This is a genomic window from Solirhodobacter sp. (assembly GCF_964715405.1).
Genome location: NZ_CBAICG010000008.1, coordinates 62385 through 79947 on the forward strand (window position 1 = coordinate 62385; position 17563 = coordinate 79947).

Below are 17563 nucleotides of genomic sequence, written 5' to 3' on the forward strand. Positions count from 1 at the left end.
CCGCGTCACAGCGGCACCACCGCCGTCGCCTCGATCTCGACCTTCGCGCGGTCCTCGACCAGCGCCACCACCTGCACCAGCGCCATCGCCGGGTAGTGCCGCCCGATCACCTCGCGATAAACGGCGCCAAGCGCGCGCAGGTTGCCCAGATAGTCGCGCTTGTCGGTCACATACCAGGTCAGCCGCACCAGATGGCGCGGCTCCGCCCCGCCCTCGGCCAGCACGGCCACGATGTTGCGCAGCGTCTGGCCTACCTGCCCGACGAAGTCGTCGGTCTCGAAGTCCTGATCCGCGTTCCAGCCGATCAGCCCGCCGCAGAAGATCATCCGCCCCGTGGCGGCAACCCCGTTCGCGTAGCCCGCCGCGGGCTTCCAGTGGCGCGGATGCAGAACCTCATGCCCGTCGCTCATGCCCCGCCCTCCGCCAGAACCGCCCGCGCGATGATCAGCCGCTGCACGTCGCTCGCGCCCTCGTAGATGCGCAGCGCCCGGATTTCGCGGTAAAGGCTTTCCACCGCGAAGCCTTGCCGCACCCCGTCGCCGCCATGCAACTGCACCGCCATGTCGATCACCCGCTGCGCCGCCTCGGTGGCGTAAAGCTTGGCCATCGCCGCCTCGCGGCTGACCCGAGCGGCCCCCATGTCCTTGGTCCAGGCCGCGCGGTAGATCAGCAGCGCGGCCGCGTCGATCTCCACCGCCATGTCGGCGATATGGCCCTGCACCATCTGCAACTCGGCCAGCGCCGCGCCGCCGACCCGGCGCGCCTTCACCCGCACCACCGCCGCGTCCAGCGCCCGACGCGCGAACCCCAGCGCTGCCGCCCCCACCGTCGGGCGGAACACGTCCAGCACCGACATGGCAACCTTGAACCCCTCGCCGGCCCGCCCGATCAGCGCCGCCCCCGGCAGCCGCACGCCGTCCAGCCGCAGATGCGCCAGCGGATGCGGCGCGATCACCGCGATCCGTTCGACGACCTCCAGCCCCGGCGCATCCGCGGGCATCAGGAAGGCCGACAGCCCCTTCGCCCCCGGCGCCTCGCCGGTACGCACGATGACAACATAGACATCCGCAATTCCGCCGTTCGAGATATAGGTCTTCTCGCCCGTCAGCACCCAACCGTCGCCGTCGCGCGCCGCCACCGTCGCCGTGTTGGCCACATCCGACCCCGAGTTCGGCTCGGTCAGGGCGAAGCCTGAAATCGCCGCCCCCGTCCGCGTCCGCGCCAGCCAGGCCCGCTGGTCCGGTGTTCCAAAGAGGCTCACCGCCCCCATCCCCAGCCCCTGCATGGCAAAGGCGAAATCCGCCAGCCCGTCATGCCGCGCCAGAGTCTCGCGGATCAGGCACAGCGTGCGGACGTCCAGCCGCTCGCCCGCGCCCGCCCCGCTATGGCGCAGCCAGCCGCCCGCACCCAGCGCCGCCACCAGCCCCCGGCAGGCGGCGTCCACGTCGTCATGCGACACCGGCAGGTTCGCCGCGCACCAAGCCTCCAGCGCCGCCGCCAGATCACGGTGCCGCGCCTCGAAAAACGGCCACTCCAAGAAGCTTCTGTCTGCCATCTTCTTCCGTTCCCAAATATCCTCGGGGGGTCCGGGGGGCAGACAGCCCCCCGGCTGCGCGTCAGTTCCCTTGGAACACCGGCCGCTCTTTCGCGACAAACGCCCGGTAAGCCCGCGCGAAATCCTCGGTCTGCATGCAGATCGCCTGCGCCTGCGCCTCGGCCTCGATCGCCTGTTCCAGCCCCATGTTCCACTCCTGGTTCAGCTGCGTCTTGGTGATGCCATGCGCAAAGCACGGCCCCGCCGCGATCCGCCCGGCCAGCGCCATCGCCTCGGCCTCCAGCACCTCGGCCGCATGCAGGGCGTTCCAGAACCCCCAGGCCGCGCCCTCCTCGGCGCTCATCGTGCGCCCGGTGTAGAGCAGGTCCGCCGCCCGTCCCTGCCCGATGATGCGCGGCAGCATCGCGCAGGCCCCCATGTCGCAGCCCGCAAGGCCGACCCGCGTGAACAGGAACGCGGTCTTGGCGGCGGGCGTTGCGATGCGCAGGTCCGCCGCCATCGCCAGGATCGCGCCCGCGCCGACGCAGATGCCATCCACCGCCGCGATCACCGGCTTGCCGCAGCCGATCATCGCCTTGATCAGATCGCCGGTCATCCGGGTGAAGGCCAGCAGCCCCTTCATGTCGCGCCCGACCAGCGGCCCGATGATCTCGTGCACGTCGCCGCCCGAGCAGAAGTTGCCGCCGTTCGGCGCCAGCATCACCACGTCGACGTCCTCGGCGTAGGGCAGTGCGCGGAAGGTGTCGCGCAACTCGGCGTAGCTCTCGAAGGTCAGCGGGTTCTTCTTCTCGGGCCGGTTCAGGCGGATCACCGCGATCCGGCCCTGAACCTCCCAGAGGAAATGCTGTGGCGTCAGCCCGGCCAGTGTGGTCATGCCTTGTCTCCCCGTCCCATGCGCTTGAGGATGTCGGTCAGCGTGACGAGGTCGGCCTCGGTCAGCCCCGCGAACAGGCGGTTCACCTCGCGCTCGTGGCCCTCGGCCTGCGCTTCGAACTGGCTCAGGCCCGCCTCGGTCAGCGCCACCTGGACGGTGCGGCGGTCGTTCGGCACCGGCGTGCGCTTCACCAGCCCGTCGCGTTCCAGCCGGTCCACCACCGCCGTGGCATTGCCGTTCGAGACCAGCAGCATCCGCGACAGTTCCGACATGCTGACCCCCTCGCGCCGCCGCCACAGCGCGGCCATCACGTCGAACCGGGGCAGTGTGGTGCCGTGTTTCAGCCGCAGATAGTCGCGCAGCGGCGCCTCGGCGGCGCGGGTCACGCCCAGCAGGCGGATCCAAGCCTTCAGGCGGCGCTTCGACAGCGGGTCCGGGCCCACATCCTTCATGTCTCGCCCCCCGAGATGGCAATGGCCTGCCCGTTCACCCCCGCGCTGCCCGGCGCGCAGAGCCACAGCGCCGCCGCCGTCACCTCGGCGGGCTGGATCAGCCGGTTCTGCGGGTTCATCGCCTCCAGCGTGGCCTTCGCCTCGGCCGGGCTGCGGCCGGTCTTTCGTGCGATCACATCGACCGAGTGATCGGTCATCGGCGTGTCGAGAAAACCGGGGCAAAGCGCGTTCACCGTGATCTCGCGCCGCGCGATCTCCAGCGCCAGCGAGCGGACAAGGCCAACCACGCCATGCTTGGCCGCCGCATAGGGCGCGACCTTGGCATAGCCCTTCAGCCCGGCGGTGGAGGCAACGACGATCAGCCGCCCCCAGCCCGGCATCTGGTTCAGCCCGTCGCGCAGCGTCAGGAACACGCCGGTCAGGTTGACCGCGATCATCGCGTTCCACTGCGCCAGCGTGGTGCGGGCCATCACCCCACTGTCAGCCGCGCCCGCGTTGGCGATGACGATATCACAAGGCCCGGCGGCGGCGAACATCGCGGCGACGGAGGCTTCATCCGTCACGTCGGCCTGCACCGCACGGATGCCGGGTGTCATCGCCACCGCCACCAGCGGGGCCGTGCGCCGTCCGGTGATCACCACCTCGGCGCCCGCTGCCGCGAAGCCGCGCGCAAGGTCGGCCCCCGCGCCGGTGCCGCCGCCCGTGACCAGAACGCGCTTGCCCGCCAGCGTCATGCCCGGATCGCCTCCTGCGCGCGCTGCGCAAGCCGCACCGCCTGATCGCGGCCCGCCAGATAGGGCAGCGGCCAGTGCTGTGCGGAATCGCCCAGCGCCAGCGCGGCGTGCAGCGTCCAGTACGGGTCGGCCAGGTGCGGGCGGGCCAGGCAGACCAGATCGGCCCGCCCCGCCATCAGGATCGAGTTGACGTGGTCGGGTTCGGTGATGTTGCCGACCGCCATCGTGGCCAGCCCGGCCTCGTTGCGGATGCGGTCGCTGAACGGGGTCTGGAACATCCGGCCATAAACCGGGCGCGCCTCGGTCGAGGTCTGGCCCGCCGACACGTCGATGATGTCGGCCCCCGCCGCGTGGAACATCCGCGCGATCTCCACCGCCTCGGCGGGCGTCACGCCCTGTTCGCCGACCCAGTCGGTGGCCGAGATGCGCACCGACATCGGCTTTTCCGCGGGCCAGGCGGCGCGCATCGCGGCAAAGACCTCCAGCGGCCAGCGCATCCGGTTTTCGAGGCTGCCGCCATAGGCATCGGTCCGCACGTTGGACATCGGCGAGATGAAGCACGAGATCAGGTAACCGTGGGCCGCGTGCAGCTCGGCCATGTCGAAGCCCGCCCGCGCCGCCATCAGCGTGGCGGAAACGAACTCATCCCGCACCCGGTCCATGTCGGCGCGGTCCATCGCCTTCGGCACCTGATTGCGATCCGACCACGGCAGCGCCGAGGCCGACATCACCGTCCAGTTGCCCGAGGCGAGCGGCGCGTCTCCCTCTTCCCAACCCAGTTGGGTGGACGCTTTCCGCCCCGCATGACCGATCTGGCAGCACATCTTCGCCTCGGTCTCGGCATGGACGAAATCGACGATCCGCCGCCATGCCGCCTCGTGTTCCGGCGCGTAAAGGCCGGGGCAGCCGGGGGTGATGCGCCCCTCGGGCGACACGCAGGTCATCTCGGTATAGACCAGCCCCGCTCCACCCTTGGCGCGTTCGGCGAGGTGGACGAAGTGCCAGTCGGTCGGGCAGCCGTCGACCGCCTTGTACTGCGCCATCGGCGAGACCACGACACGGTTGACCAGCGTCATATCGCGCAGCCGGAACGGCGCGAACATCGGCGTGCGGCCGGGGGTGCCGCCCGCCTGCGCCTGAAACCAGTCCTCCGCCTCGCGCAGCCACTTGGGGTCGCGCAGCCGCAGGTTCTCGTGGCCGATGCGCTGGCTGCGGGTCAGCAGCGAATAGGTGAACTGCACCGGGTCAAGGTGCAGGTAACGCTCGACCTCCTCGAACCACTCCAGGCTGTTGCGCGCCGCCGATTGCAGCCGCAGCACCTCGACCCGGCGTTCGGCCTGATAGCGCTCGAAGGCGGCCTCCAGCGTCGGTTCCGAGTGCAGGTAGTCGGCGAGCGCGATCGCGCTGTCGAACGCCAGCCGCGAGCCCGAGCCGATCGAGTAATGCCCCGTCGCCGCCGCATCGCCCATCAGCACCACGTTGCCGTTGTACCATTTCTCGCAGATCACGCGGGGAAACTGCATCCAGACCGCCGACCCGCGCAAGTGCGAGGCATTCGACATCAGATCGTGGCCGCCAAGATGCCGCGCGAAGATCTTGCGGCAGGTCTCGACGGTTTCTTCCTTCGTCATCGTCTCGAAACCCCAGCGATCCCAGGTCTCGGGCATGCAGTCGACGATGAAGGTCGCGGTGTCCTGGTCGAACTGGTAGACATGGGCCCAGACCCAGCCGTGTTCGGTGTTCTCGAAGATGAAGGTGAAGGCGTCATCGAATTTCTGATGCGTGCCCAGCCAGATGAACTTGACCTTGCGCAGGTCGATGTCGGGCTTGAACACGTCCTCGTATTCGCGGCGCACCAGCGAGTTGATGCCGTCGCAGCCGACCACGAGGTCGTAATCCTTGCGATAGTCCTCGACCGACTTGAACTCGGTCTCAAACCGCAGATCGACACCCAGTTCGCGCGCCCGCGCCTGCAGCAGAACCAACATCTGCTTGCGCCCGATCCCGGCGAAACCGTGGCCGCCCGACACGATGCGGTGGCCGTCCTTCACCACGGCGATGTCGTCCCAGTAGGAAAAATGGCTGCGGATCGCGTCGGTGCTTTGCGGATCGTTCTTCTGCATCCGGCCCAGCGCGTCATCCGACAGCACCACACCCCAGCCGAAGGTGTCGTTGGCGCGGTTGCGTTCCAGCACCGTCACCTGATGCGACGGATCGCGCAGTTTCATTGAAATCGCAAAGTAAAGACCCGCAGGCCCGCCGCCCAGACAGAGAACGCGCATCTGCCCCTCCCCTTGATGATGTCAACCAACCTGCCATCGACCGGGATTCATTTCAAGCTTGAAATATCTTGCGCTTTGCGGAACCATCAGCGGGCGCCACAATGCGCCGAACCGCCGAAGGAAATGCCATGTCGCCTGTCTATATCTGCACCGGCAAGCGCACCCCGATCGGGCGCTATGGCGGCGCGCTGTCGATGGTCCGCCCGGACGACATGGCCGCCCATGTGATCGACGCCGTGCTGCAGGCCGCACCGGGGATAACGGTCGACGAGGTGATCCTGGGCTGCGCCAATCAGGCGGGCGAGGACAACCGCAACGTCGCGCGCATGGCGGTGCTGTTGTCGCGGCTGCCCGAGACGGTGCCCGCGCTGACACTGAACCGGCTTTGCGCAAGCGGGCTGGACGCGGTGATTGCCGGGGCGCGCGCCATCGAGGCCGGCGCGGCCGAGGTGGTGATTGCCGGTGGCGTCGAAAGCATGAGCCGCGCGCCCTTCGTGATGCCGAAGGCAACCGCCGCCTTCGCCCGCGCGCCGGAGATTTACGACACCACCATCGGCTGGCGCTTCGTCCACGCCCGGATCGCGGCGGAATACGGCATCGACTCGATGCCCGAGACGGCCGAAAACGTCGCGGCGGAGTTCGGCATTTCCCGCCCCGATCAGGACGCCTTCGCGCTGCGCAGCCAGGCGCGCTACAGCGCGGGCTGGCACGCCGCCGACATTGCCCCCGTGACGATTCCCGGTCGCAAGGGCGAGGCGGTCGTCGTCGCCACCGATGAGCATCCGCGCCCGACCTCGCTGGAGAGGCTCGCGGCCCTGCCCGCCCCGTTCCGCGCGGGCGGCACGGTCACGGCGGGCAATGCCTCGGGCATCAACGACGGGGCGGCGGCGCTGCTACTGGCGTCAGAGTCGGCGATCGCGCGGCATGGGCTGACGCCGCTTGCCCGTATCGGCGCCGCTGCGGCGGCCGGGGTGGCACCGCGCCTGATGGGCATCGGGCCGGTCGCGGCGCTGGCCCGGCTGACCGCGCGCACCGGCCTGACGGCGCAGGATTTCGACGTGATCGAGCTGAACGAAGCCTTTGCCGCGCAGGCGCTGGCCTGCACCCGCGCCTGGGGCCTGCCCGATGAGGCGGCCCACGTGAACCGCTATGGCGGCGCCATCGCGATGGGCCATCCGCTGGGCATGTCGGGCGCGCGAATCGCACTGTCCGCCGCGCGGCAGTTGCACGAAACCGGCGGGCGCCATGCGCTGGCGACGCTGTGCGTTGGCGTGGGCCAGGGCGTCGCGCTGGTTCTGCACGCGGTCTGACCCCGCGTCAGCGCGGAAATTCCCATGATCCCCGTTGCGCCCATCGGCGCGGCGCGCATATGGAGGGCGCAGCCCCGCGCGAATGAGGTGCCCCCATGCGATTGTCCGTCAACGGAACCCCGCACGACGTCTCGGCCGACCCCGGCACACCGCTTTTGTGGGTGTTGCGCGACGTGATCGGGCTGACCGGCACCAAGTATGGCTGCGGCGTCGGCCAGTGCGGCGCCTGCACGGTGCATCTGAACGGGCAACCGACGCGGTCCTGCTCGATCACGCTCGGCGATATTGGCGGAGCCGAAATCACCACGATCGAGGGGATCGGCACCCCGGAAAAGCTCGCCGTGATCCAGCAGGCCTGGGTCGACCATCAGGTGGCGCAGTGCGGCTATTGCCAGTCCGGGCAGATCATGTCGGCGGTGGCGCTGCTGGCGGCAACGAAGACACCGACCGACAGCGACATCGACGCCGCGATGGATGGCAACCTGTGCCGCTGCGGCACCTACCCGCGCATCCGCGCCGCGATCCATGACGCCGCCAAGCGTCTGCAGGGGGCGTAAGCCATGAGCCGTCTGGGCACGATCACCCGCCGCAGCTTCCTTGTCGTTTCCGCCGCCGTCGCGGGCGGGGTGGCGTTCGGCTACTACAAGTATCAGCAAGACCCGGCCAACCCGCTGACCGCGGCCGAAGGCGAGACGATCTTCAACCCCTGGGTCATTGTGCGCGCCGACAGGGTGACCGTCATCACCCCGCGCGCTGAAATGGGACAGGGCGTGCAGACCACCCTGGCCGCGCTGGTCGCGGAAGAGATGGACCTGGCCTGGGATCAGGTGCGCGCCGAACATGGCCCGGCCGCCTCGGCCTACACCAACTTCGTTGCCGCCGGGGCCAGCCTGCCCTTCGCCGGGTATCGCGACAGCCGAATGAAGCATCTTGCCGAAGGCGCGATGGATGTGATGGGCAAGTTCCTCGGCGTGCAGGCCACCGGCGGCTCGACGTCTACCGTCGATGCCTTCGTGCGGATGCGGCAGGCCGGTGCGGCGGCGCGCTTCGTGCTGGTGCAGGCCGCGGCCAGGCGGCTGAAGCAGAACCCGATGGCGCTGAAAACCGAGGGCGGCGCCGTGGTGGCGCCCGATGGCACCCGGCTGAGCTATGGCGAACTGGCGGCCGAGGCGGTGGCGATCGCCCCGCCCTCGGACCCCAAGCTGAAAGACCCCAAGGACTGGACCCTGCTTGGCACCTCGCTGCCGCGGCTGGACATGGTGGCCAAGGTCACCGGCACCGCCGGGTTCGGCATCGACACGCGGCTGCCGGGGATGCTGTTCGCCTCGGTGCGTGCCAATCCGGCGCTTGGCGGCACGATGCTGCGCTTCGACGCGACCGCCGCCAGGGCGATGCCCGAGGTGAAGGCGGTGGTGGACCTTGGCGATGCGGTCGCGGTGGTGGCCACCAACACCTGGGCCGCGTTCACGGCGCTGCAGAGCGTGCAGGTCTCCTGGGGCCCGGCGCCCTACCCGGAGACGACCGACGCCATCTTTGCCGAGATCGCCAAGGCCTTCGACGCAAGCCCCAATGCCACGCTGCGCGACGATGGGAACGTGGACAAAGCGCTGACGGGCGCCAAGGTGCTGACCGCCGAATACCGGGTGCCCTACCTCGCCCACGCGACGATGGAGCCGATGAACGCGGCGGCATTGTTGAAGGACGGTGCGCTGACGGTCTGGGCGCCGAACCAGGCGCCGACGGTGATCCGCGACAAGTGCGCCGCGGCGGTCGGGGTGGCGGCCGACAAGGTGACGGTGCACACGACCTTCCTCGGCGGTGGCTTCGGTCGGCGCGCCGAGTTTGACTATGCCGTGCAGGCGGCGAAGCTGGCCAAAGCGCTGCCCGGCACCCCCGTGCTGCTGACCTGGCGGCGCGAGGAGGACATGACGCATGACTTCTTCCGCCCCGGCGCCATCGCCCGGATGGAAGGTGTCATGGGCCCCGATGGGCCGGTGGCGCTGAAAGCCGCCGTCGCGGCGCCCTCGGTTCTGGCCAATCAGGGCAAGCGCCTGCTGGGCATGGCGCCGCCCGGCCCCGACAAGATCCTGGTCGAGGGGCTGTTCGATCAGCCCTATGGCATTCCGCACTACCGCGTGGCGGGCCATGTCGCCGACGTGGCGGTGCCGGTCGGGTCGTGGCGGTCGGTCGGCAATTCGCACAACGCTTTCTTTCAGGAATGCTTTCTGGACGAGTTGGCACACGAGGCCGGGCTTGATCCGGTGGCGATGCGACTGACGCTGATGGGCAAGCAAAGCGCCGTTGCCGCGCGGGTGCTGGAAACCGTCGCGGGGATGGCGAACTGGGGCACGCCCGCCCCGGCGGGCCGCGCCCGCGGCATGGCGTTCTGCTGGTCCTTCGGCACCCCCACCGCCGAGATCATCGAGATCAGCCAGTCCGACGCGGGCATCAAGCTGGAGAAGATGTGGATCGTGCAGGATGTCGGCACCGCGCTCGACCCGCGCAACATCGAGGCGCAGATGACCTCGGGCGCGATCTTCGGGCTGACGGCGGCAATTCAGGGCGAGATCACCTTTGCCAAGGGCGCGGTGGAGCAGCAGACCTTTGCCGACTACGACGGCCTGCGGATGCCGCAGATCCCGCTGTTCGAGACGCGCATCCTGCAAACCAACGCGCATCTGTCGGGCGTCGGCGAACCGGCCACGCCGCCCGCCGCACCCGCGCTGGCCAATGCCATCTTCGCGCTGACCGGCAAACGCATCCGCACCCTGCCACTGAACAAGGCGGTCAGCTTCGCCACCTGACCCCCGGATTAAATACCGTTTCCGGAATGTGTGTTTGACTTTGGCCCTCCCCTGCGAAATCCTTGCCGCAGGGGAGTGAAGCATGAAAACCATCTGCGTCGTCCAGCATACCGAGGCGGAATACCTTGGCCTGATCGAAGATCACTTCGAGGGCCGCAACATCCGCTTTACCTACAAGCGCCCCTTCACCCCGGGCGGAACGCTGCCAACCAGCACCGACGGGTTCGACGGGCTGTTTCTGCTGGGGGGCGGCCCCTACGGATTGGTCAGCGGCCACCTGCTGCCCAGCCTCGGGCACGAGTTGCGGCTGACCCGCGCTTTCCTCGACGCGGGCCTTCCGGTGGTCGGCTTCGAGCTTGGCGCGGTGATTCTCGCCACCGCCGCCGGGGGCGGCGCAACCGAGGCTCCGCTGCGATTCGAAGTCGGTCACATCACCGCGACGCGGCCGGGTCTGCTCGGCGGGATGCTTCCCGACCGCCTTCCGATGGCCGCCTACCTGCGCGATCGCCCGGCGCTGCCCGCCGGGGCCGAGGTCTTTGCAATCGCAGCATCCGGCGAGCCGATGATCTTCGGGATCGGCACCAACTGCCTTGGCTTCGTCGGTCATCCGGGGGCGAAACGCGGGATGATGGAAGACCTTATCATGGAGTTCGCGGAAACCCCCGAGGACACCGCAGGCTCGCTGCAATTGCTCGGTCAGGTGCAATCCGAAATCGCCGAAGCGCTCACGTCGCTGATGGTTGGCGTAGCCGGGCACACCGGGCTGATGTGATTGCGATCGGCCACGCGTCGATTGCATATTCCATTCTCTACATGTATCGTTATCTTTGCATATATTGAAGACCGGCTATGCGCTGACCGAGATGGTCCGCACCGGTGACAGCCCGAGGGAGACAGACGTGGCGAGCAAACTCATCATCGTGATGGTCAATACCGATCCGCGCAACGGCGAGGAACTGGGCGCGCCGTTCTTCCAGGCCACCGTCGCCGCGGCGATGGATTACGAGGTCGAGGTGATTTGCACGGCGACCTCCGGCCAGTTGATGAAGAAGGGGTTCGCCGAGACCCTGGTGGTGAAGCCTGGCTCGCCGAAGACCGTCTACGACTTCATCAAGGACGCCCATGAGGCGGGGGTCAAGTTCTACTGCTGCTCGCCCAACCTCGACCTGTTCGACATGACCGTCGACGACCTGATCCCCGAATGCGAAGGCATCGTCGGTGGCGCCAAGGTCATCGAGGACATCATGGAAAACGACGACGCGAAAGTGCTGACCTACTGAACCGAAACGCGGGGAGGCGACGATGAACGCACACGTCCAGGCGGCCAATCCGCAGATCAGCGATCCGGTTTCGGACAAGCCGGTGGTGCCATATGAAAAGCTCGAAGAGATCTTCGAGGACATCCGGAACCACACGGTCTACCACACCGAAATTCACGGCTGCCTGAACTGCGGCATCTGCACCGCCACCTGCCCTTCGGCGCATTACTACGACTACAGCCCGCGCGAGATCGTGCAGTTGCTGTGGACCGAGAACCTTGAAGGCATCTACGATGCGATGCAGGAAAAGATCTGGGCCTGCGCCCAGTGCTACACCTGCGCCGCCCGCTGCCCGTTCGAGAACTCGCCCGGTGGCCTGGTGATGATCATGCGCGAAGTGGCGATCAAGCACGGCATGGAATCCGCCAAGGAAGTGCTGCGCCCGTTCAGCCGCGTGCTGCTGAAGCTGGTCTCGACCGGCAACCAGCTGGCGCCGAACATGATCACCAAGGAAGCCTTCCCTGACTGGGGGCCGAACGTGGTCAAGGTGGATGCACCGCTGGCGATCCTGCGCAAGGCGATCCCGATGCCGACGATGCACACGCTCGACACCGCCTGGGTGGTGAACCTCAAGACCTCGGTCGAGCTTTACACGATCTGGGAAGCGACCGGCGTTCTCAACCAGCTTGAGACGGTGGATGAGAACCTCTTCGACGTGGTCTCCGACGTGATGGATGAGAAGCGCGAAGAGTGGGAAGAGTGGCTCGAAGAGCAGGCAGACGCAGACGAGGACGACGAATAGGGCGCGACCTATCGTCCACGGCGCATCAGGAGGAAACGCGATGGCGAACGGAATGAACGACGGCAAAGGTGGTGCGTTCGGCGGCTTCGGCGCCGAATGGCAGCCATCGAACCTCAGCGCCACCGAGGCGCGGCGGGCCACCGACTGGGTCGAGGCGAAGATCGACAAGCGGGCCATGCTGACCAACAAGGAGCGCAAGGAAGACGTGCGCGACATCATGTGGCAACTGGAGAGGGAGGGCGAGATCGTCGTCCACCGCGTCGGCGACCACAACGAGCCGGTGATGGCCAAGACGCTCTATGGCTGGGACAAGAAGATCCCGACCAACAACCTGTGGCACCACAAGTCCTGCGGCCAGTGCGGCAACATCCCCGGTTACCCCAGCTCGATCCTCTGGCTGATGAACGAGATGAAGCTGACCTATCTGGACGAGACCGACCAGACCAGTTGCACCGCCTGGAACTATCACGGCTCGGGCATCGGCAACGTCGTCTCGCTTGCCGCGGTGTTCCTGCGCAACTTCCACCAGGCCTATGTCTCGTCGAAGTCGCAGGGCCTGGATGTCGGCGCCTACTATCCGCTGGTGCATTGCGGCACCTCCTTCGGCAACTACAAGGAAATGCGCCATTTCCTGATGCATTCCGCCGAGCTGCGCGCCGAGGTGAAGGCAATCCTCGGCAAGCTTGGCCGTCTGATCGACGGCAAGCTGCTGATCCCGGAAGAGATCGTGCACTATTCGGAATGGCTGCACGTCATGCGCCACCGCATCGCGGACCGCCAGACCATCGACGTCAGCAATATCCGCGCGACCGTTCACCCGGCCTGCCACGTCTACAAGATGGTGCCCGAGGACGTGATCTATGACGACGACGTGATGGACGGCAACCGCGTTGCGGTGACGACCGGCCTGCTGCAATCGCTCGGCACCCAGGTGATCGACTATTCGACCTGGTACGATTGCTGCGGCTTCGGCTTCCGCCACATCATCGGCGAACGGGAGTTCACCCGTTCGTTCACGATCGACCGCAAGATCAAGGTCGCGGTCGAGGAAGCGCGGTCCGACGTGATGGTCGGGCATGACACCGGCTGCATCACCACGCTCGACAAGAACCAGTGGATCGGCCGCGCGGTGGACAAGGTCTACGAACTGCCGGTGATGGCCGATTGCCAGTTCGCCGCCCTGACGATGGGCGCGCATCCCTACAAGCTGGCGCAGTTGCACTGGCACGCCTCGCCCTTCGAGAAATTGCTGGAGAAGATGGGCATCGACTGGGAGAAGGCCAAGGCCGAGTTCGAGGGCTACCTCGAAGAGGTCAAGGCGGGCCGCATCGAGACGCTTTACGACCCGAAGCGGGCGATCACCTCGGGCCCCGGCTATGTGAAACCGAAAATCCTTGCAGGAGCGGATAAGTGAGCAAACCTGTCCTGATCATCGGTGGCGGCCCGGCGGGCCTGTCCGCCGCCCACGCGCTGGCCCTCGCCGGCCGCAAAGCAATCCTGGTCGAGAAGGAAGACCGCCTTGGCGGCGCGCCGATCCTGTCGGGCTATGCCAAGCTCGTGCCGTCGCACGAATGGGCGAAGGATGCGATCGGCGGCATGGTGAACCGTGTCGTGTCGAACCCGCAGGTCGAGGTGAAGCTGAACACCACGGTGCAGAAGTTCGAGGGCGAACCCGGCAACTTCGTCGCTACCCTGAAGGATGGCACCAAGGTCGAGGCCGACACCGCAATCCTGACCACTGGCTTCACCCACTTCGACAGCATCAACAAGCCGGAATGGGGTTTCGGCACCTACCCCGACGTGGTGACGACGGTGCAGGTGGAACAGATGATCTCGTCCGGCAAGGGCGTCCGCTGCCCGTCCGACGGGCGGGTGCCGGACCGCGTCGCGATCCTGCTCTGCGTGGGGTCGCGCGACCGTCAGATCGGGCGCGAGTGGTGCTCGAAGATCTGCTGCACGGTCTCGGCCAACATCGCGATGGAGATTCGCGAGATGTCGCCCAAGACCAACGTCTACATCTACTACATGGATATCCGAACGTTCGGTTTGCTTGAAGGCGAGTACTACTGGGGCAGCCAGGAGATTCACAAGGTCAAGTACATCAAGTCGCGCATCGCCGAGGTGACTTCGGATGGCAAGCGGCTGCTGGTGAAGGGCGAGGATACACTGGTCAAACGCCCGATCTCGATCCCGTTCGACATGGTGGTGCATGCGATCGGGATGGACCCGAACGTCGACAACATGACCATCTCGTCGGTGTTCGACGTGAAGCTGAACAAGTACGGCTATATCGGCAAGCCGTCGAGCTATCTGCACATGGCCGAGACCTCGCGCCCTGGCATCTTCGTGGCCGGCGCCGCCACCGGACCCGAGACGATCGACGACTCGATCGCACAAGGCTTGGCGGCGGCGATGGCCGCGCTGAACTTCGCCACCATGGCCGTGCAGGCGGCGGCTGAGTGATGTTCGGGCTCGCGCGCAAGCCCGCTGCCCCGCCGACCCCGCAAGGGCCGGTGCTGGACCTGTCCGGCCCCCGGTTGCGCCGGACCTTTGAACATCTCGTCGACTCCGCCGAGCCGACCGGAGGGATCGAGCGTTACGTCACGGCCCTTGTCCTGAAGTCCTCGCTGTTCGAGGAATTGCTGGGCAAGGGCAAGCTTGACACCCTGACCGAGCCCGAGTTCCTCGACCTTGCCGCCTTCGTCACCCCGGTGCGCCGCCGAGTCGGCCCCTGGCTGGCCGAGAACGGGTTCTGGGAACTGCGCGGCAGGCTCGCCGCCCTGCTGGAGGGTTGGGCGGATATCTCCACCGCCGATGCCCGGCTGGCAGCCTTCACCGCCGCCTTCCCGCAGGACAAGGCGCACCGCTGGGTCCGCGATCTTGGCGCCGAGGTGATGCACTTCACCGCGCCGGACCGTTACCCGCTGATGGCGCGCTGGGTCTGGGATGCCCAGGTCACCACCGGTGCCCTGCGCGAGATCTGGTTTGCCGACGATGTCGACTACGTCAAGATCACCGTGCCGGACACGATGGCCACCTTCGTGGTGCTGCGCGCCGAACTCGAAGGCTTCCTGAAGGAACAGGGCGTGTTCCGCGACCTGCCGTTCTACGTCGACCTGCTGCTGGCCCATGTCTACGCGGGCTACATCAACGACCGAGGCGGGCAATACCTGCGGTCGGATTTCACCAGTGATATCGACCCGATGAACCATACGCGCCGGATGCTTGGTCTCGACGCCGTCGACACCGAGAGCGGCCGCACCCGGCTGAAGCTGATCGACGGATCGGCACATGTGCTGGGCACCCCCCAGGCGATCACGCATCAGGAGGCGTCTTAATGCCCATCCACGAAAAATCGCTGATCCGTCCCGAGAACATCATCACGCACGATCACCTTGTGATCGAAGGGATGGACGTCTCCGGGCACTGGTCGACCTTCATCGAAGGCCGTTCGATCACCGATTACAACGAGGCCATGCAGGACGAGATTGCGGCCCTTCCGGGCGGCGAGAACATCCACCGCTGCTGGCAATGCGGCAGTTGCACCAACGCCTGCACCGTCAACGCCATCAACCCCGAGTTCAACCCGCGCTACTGGATCTACCTCATCCGCCTTGGGATGGAGGAGGAGTTGCTGCGCGACAAGGACATCATCTGGCAATGCGTATCGTGCAACAAATGCACCTACGCCTGCCCGCGTGACGTGGTGCCCGAGGCGGTGATGAAGGCGACCGCGCACTGGCTGGAACTGAAGGGCCACACGCCCAAGAGCCCCTCGATGATCTTCGATGAAGGCTTCTCGGATCAGGTCTTCCACTCCGGCAAGATCGAGGACAGCCTGGTGCTGCGCAACTTCTTCAAGGCGACGGGCCAGCCGCTGACCCAGCCTTGGCTGGTGGCGATGATCATCGGGCTGATCAAGCGCTTCCCGGTATTCTACCTGATCCGACTGGGTCGGCTGACGCTGTTCCACCCCCGCACCCGGGGCTGGGGCAAGGCCCGCGCGGCGATCAACGACTACGTCCATGAATGCGAAACGGCGAACCGCAAGGCGCTGGGGCTCGACGCGAAGGGGGCTGAATGATGGCGGACACGAAGAAATACAAGAAGGTCGCCTATTACCCGGGCTGCGCGCTGGAAAGCTCGGGGCATGCCTACAACGCCTCGACCAAGGCGGTTGGCAAGGAACTGGGTCTGGAGCTTGTCGAGCTGGACAACTGGAACTGCTGCGGCGCGATGGAAGTGAAGAACATCGACCCGAAGATTCAGACCTATCTTTCGGCCCGCAACCTTTCGATCGCCGAAGACATGGGGTTCGACACCGTGATGGCGCCCTGCAACGGCTGCTATCACAACCTCAAGAAGGCCGAATACGACCTGTCGCACGACGAGAAATCGGCCGAGGTGAACGCGCGGCTGAGCGGCAAGGCCGGTCACAAGACCTACGAGCCGGGCAAGGTCGAAACGATCCACGCGCTCGACTGGCTGAAAGAGGCGGTGGGCGAGGCAGAGATCGCGCGGCGGGTGAAGAACTCGCTAAAGGGCATGAAGATCGCCAACTACTACGGCTGCATGTACACGCGCCCGCGCCACATCTTCCCGGAAAAGGACAAGGGTCCGGGCACGGAATCGACCGCCAAGCCGCATTTCATGGATGACATCCTGGCCGCCGCCGGGGCGGAGAACGTCGAATTCCCGCTCAAGACCGCGTGCTGCGGCGGGGCCCATGCGCTGTCGGACAGCGACACCTCGACCAAGCTCGTGCTGAACATCCTGACCACGGCCGAGGCCTGCGGCGCCGAAGTCATTGCGACGGAATGTCCGACCTGCCACACTGGCCTCGAGATGCACCAGATCCGTGCGGAGAAGGTGCTGGGGCGCAAGACCAACGTGAAGATCCTGTATTTCACCCAGTTGCTCGGCATGGCCCTGGGGCTTTCGGCCAACAAGGTGGCGGTGCAGGAAAACTTTTCGGACTCGCGCAAGTTCCTGAAGGAAAAGGGGCTGGGATGACCCAAGCGGAACGCCGGTCGATAGACGCGATCACCGACCGGACGGATCAGATCATCGGCGCCTCCACCGACGCTCTTGCCGCCAGCGCACCTGCATTGGCCGACGAGTTGCTGGCGATGGGCGAGGACGTGCTGGTGGCCTGGCTCGACGCCAAGGGCCAGGTGCCGACCGACGAAGTGTCGGAAGGCTTCCGCCTGCTGGCGATGCACCGGCAGGCCGCGCGCGGCAACCCGACGTTCAATGCCTGCCGCGAAACCTGCCGCGAAGTGGTCTTTCACCACAACCTGATCCGTCTGGCCCCGCAGGATGCGCAGACTCCGCGCCACATTCGCCTTGGCGCGATGGTGGTGCGGCATCTTGCGCTCTTTGTCGGGGGCAAGCTTCAGGTCGATGGTCTGGGCGACTTCTGCTGTTCGTCCCGCCCGATCCGGCAGGGCGAGGGAACTGATCTGAAAACCGAAGCGATATGATGGAGCCG

General features: G+C 66.7%; 18 protein-coding genes. 12 read left to right on the forward strand and 6 right to left on the reverse strand.

Annotated elements, in window-relative coordinates; all coding sequences use genetic code 11:
- Window positions 1–5 precede the first annotated feature (5 nt).
- From AC11WY_RS05310 to AC11WY_RS05335, 6 genes are all read right to left on the reverse strand, one after another.
- Window positions 6–410: a RidA family protein gene (locus AC11WY_RS05310; RefSeq protein WP_482923288.1), complete on the reverse strand. Its 405-nt coding sequence runs from the start codon at window positions 408–410 to the stop codon at window positions 6–8.
- On the reverse strand, window positions 407–1555 hold the full coding sequence (locus tag AC11WY_RS05315; protein WP_482923290.1) for an acyl-CoA dehydrogenase family protein: 1149 nt from the start codon (window positions 1553–1555) through the stop codon (window positions 407–409). The genes AC11WY_RS05310 and AC11WY_RS05315 overlap by 4 nt, the downstream gene beginning before the upstream one ends.
- Window positions 1556–1616: 61 nt before the next feature.
- Window positions 1617–2429, reverse strand: coding sequence for an enoyl-CoA hydratase family protein (locus tag AC11WY_RS05320; protein WP_482923292.1), 813 nt, complete (start codon window positions 2427–2429; stop codon window positions 1617–1619).
- Window positions 2426–2881: a MarR family winged helix-turn-helix transcriptional regulator gene (locus AC11WY_RS05325; protein ID WP_482923294.1), complete on the reverse strand. Its 456-nt coding sequence runs from the start codon at window positions 2879–2881 to the stop codon at window positions 2426–2428. Before AC11WY_RS05325 ends, AC11WY_RS05320 begins: the two co-directional genes overlap by 4 nt.
- The gene (locus AC11WY_RS05330) at window positions 2878–3615 is read right to left on the reverse strand and encodes an SDR family NAD(P)-dependent oxidoreductase (protein WP_482923296.1); all 738 of its coding nucleotides are present in this window, start codon (window positions 3613–3615) and stop codon (window positions 2878–2880) included. The genes AC11WY_RS05325 and AC11WY_RS05330 overlap by 4 nt, the downstream gene beginning before the upstream one ends.
- Window positions 3612–5897, reverse strand: coding sequence for a bifunctional salicylyl-CoA 5-hydroxylase/oxidoreductase (locus tag AC11WY_RS05335; RefSeq protein WP_482923297.1), 2286 nt, complete (start codon window positions 5895–5897; stop codon window positions 3612–3614). Before AC11WY_RS05335 ends, AC11WY_RS05330 begins: the two co-directional genes overlap by 4 nt.
- Before the next feature lie 128 nt (window positions 5898–6025).
- On the opposite strand from AC11WY_RS05335, the gene AC11WY_RS05340 reads away from it, so the two are divergent.
- From AC11WY_RS05340 to AC11WY_RS05395, 12 genes are all read left to right on the forward strand, one after another.
- On the forward strand, window positions 6026–7207 hold the full coding sequence (locus tag AC11WY_RS05340; protein WP_482923299.1) for an acetyl-CoA C-acyltransferase: 1182 nt from the start codon (window positions 6026–6028) through the stop codon (window positions 7205–7207).
- A gap of 95 nt (window positions 7208–7302) precedes the next feature.
- A complete protein-coding gene (locus AC11WY_RS05345; protein WP_482923301.1) occupies window positions 7303–7764 on the forward strand; it encodes a (2Fe-2S)-binding protein in 462 nt (153 codons plus the stop codon).
- Window positions 7765–7767: 3 nt separating this feature from the next.
- On the forward strand, window positions 7768–10011 hold the full coding sequence (locus AC11WY_RS05350; RefSeq protein WP_482923302.1) for a xanthine dehydrogenase family protein molybdopterin-binding subunit: 2244 nt from the start codon (window positions 7768–7770) through the stop codon (window positions 10009–10011).
- Between the two features lie 82 nt (window positions 10012–10093).
- Window positions 10094–10783: a hypothetical protein gene (locus AC11WY_RS05355; protein ID WP_482923304.1), complete on the forward strand. Its 690-nt coding sequence runs from the start codon at window positions 10094–10096 to the stop codon at window positions 10781–10783.
- Between the two features lie 127 nt (window positions 10784–10910).
- Window positions 10911–11291, forward strand: coding sequence for a DsrE family protein (locus tag AC11WY_RS05360; RefSeq protein WP_482923306.1), 381 nt, complete (start codon window positions 10911–10913; stop codon window positions 11289–11291).
- A 22-nt stretch (window positions 11292–11313) separates the two neighbouring features.
- Entirely contained in the window at window positions 11314–12072 is a 759-nt protein-coding gene (locus tag AC11WY_RS05365; RefSeq protein WP_482923308.1) for a 4Fe-4S dicluster domain-containing protein, read from the forward strand.
- A 40-nt stretch (window positions 12073–12112) separates the two neighbouring features.
- Window positions 12113–13486, forward strand: coding sequence for a heterodisulfide reductase-related iron-sulfur binding cluster (locus AC11WY_RS05370; RefSeq protein WP_482923309.1), 1374 nt, complete (start codon window positions 12113–12115; stop codon window positions 13484–13486).
- The gene (locus tag AC11WY_RS05375) at window positions 13483–14535 is read left to right on the forward strand and encodes an FAD-dependent oxidoreductase (protein ID WP_482923311.1); all 1053 of its coding nucleotides are present in this window, start codon (window positions 13483–13485) and stop codon (window positions 14533–14535) included. Before AC11WY_RS05370 ends, AC11WY_RS05375 begins: the two co-directional genes overlap by 4 nt.
- Window positions 14535–15410 carry a hypothetical protein gene (locus AC11WY_RS05380; protein WP_482923313.1) on the forward strand — a complete coding sequence of 292 codons (876 nt, stop codon included), beginning with the start codon at window positions 14535–14537 and terminating at the stop codon, window positions 15408–15410. Before AC11WY_RS05375 ends, AC11WY_RS05380 begins: the two co-directional genes overlap by 1 nt.
- Complete coding sequence (locus AC11WY_RS05385) at window positions 15410–16156, forward strand: 4Fe-4S dicluster domain-containing protein (protein ID WP_482923315.1); 747 nt, start codon at window positions 15410–15412, stop codon at window positions 16154–16156. Before AC11WY_RS05380 ends, AC11WY_RS05385 begins: the two co-directional genes overlap by 1 nt.
- Window positions 16156–17085 (forward strand): CoB--CoM heterodisulfide reductase iron-sulfur subunit B family protein, encoded by a 930-nt coding sequence (locus tag AC11WY_RS05390; RefSeq protein WP_482923317.1) that lies wholly within the window; start codon window positions 16156–16158, stop codon window positions 17083–17085. Before AC11WY_RS05385 ends, AC11WY_RS05390 begins: the two co-directional genes overlap by 1 nt.
- Window positions 17082–17555 carry a hypothetical protein gene (locus tag AC11WY_RS05395; RefSeq protein ID WP_482923319.1) on the forward strand — a complete coding sequence of 158 codons (474 nt, stop codon included), beginning with the start codon at window positions 17082–17084 and terminating at the stop codon, window positions 17553–17555. Before AC11WY_RS05390 ends, AC11WY_RS05395 begins: the two co-directional genes overlap by 4 nt.
- The last annotated feature ends 8 nt before the right edge of the window (window positions 17556–17563 follow it).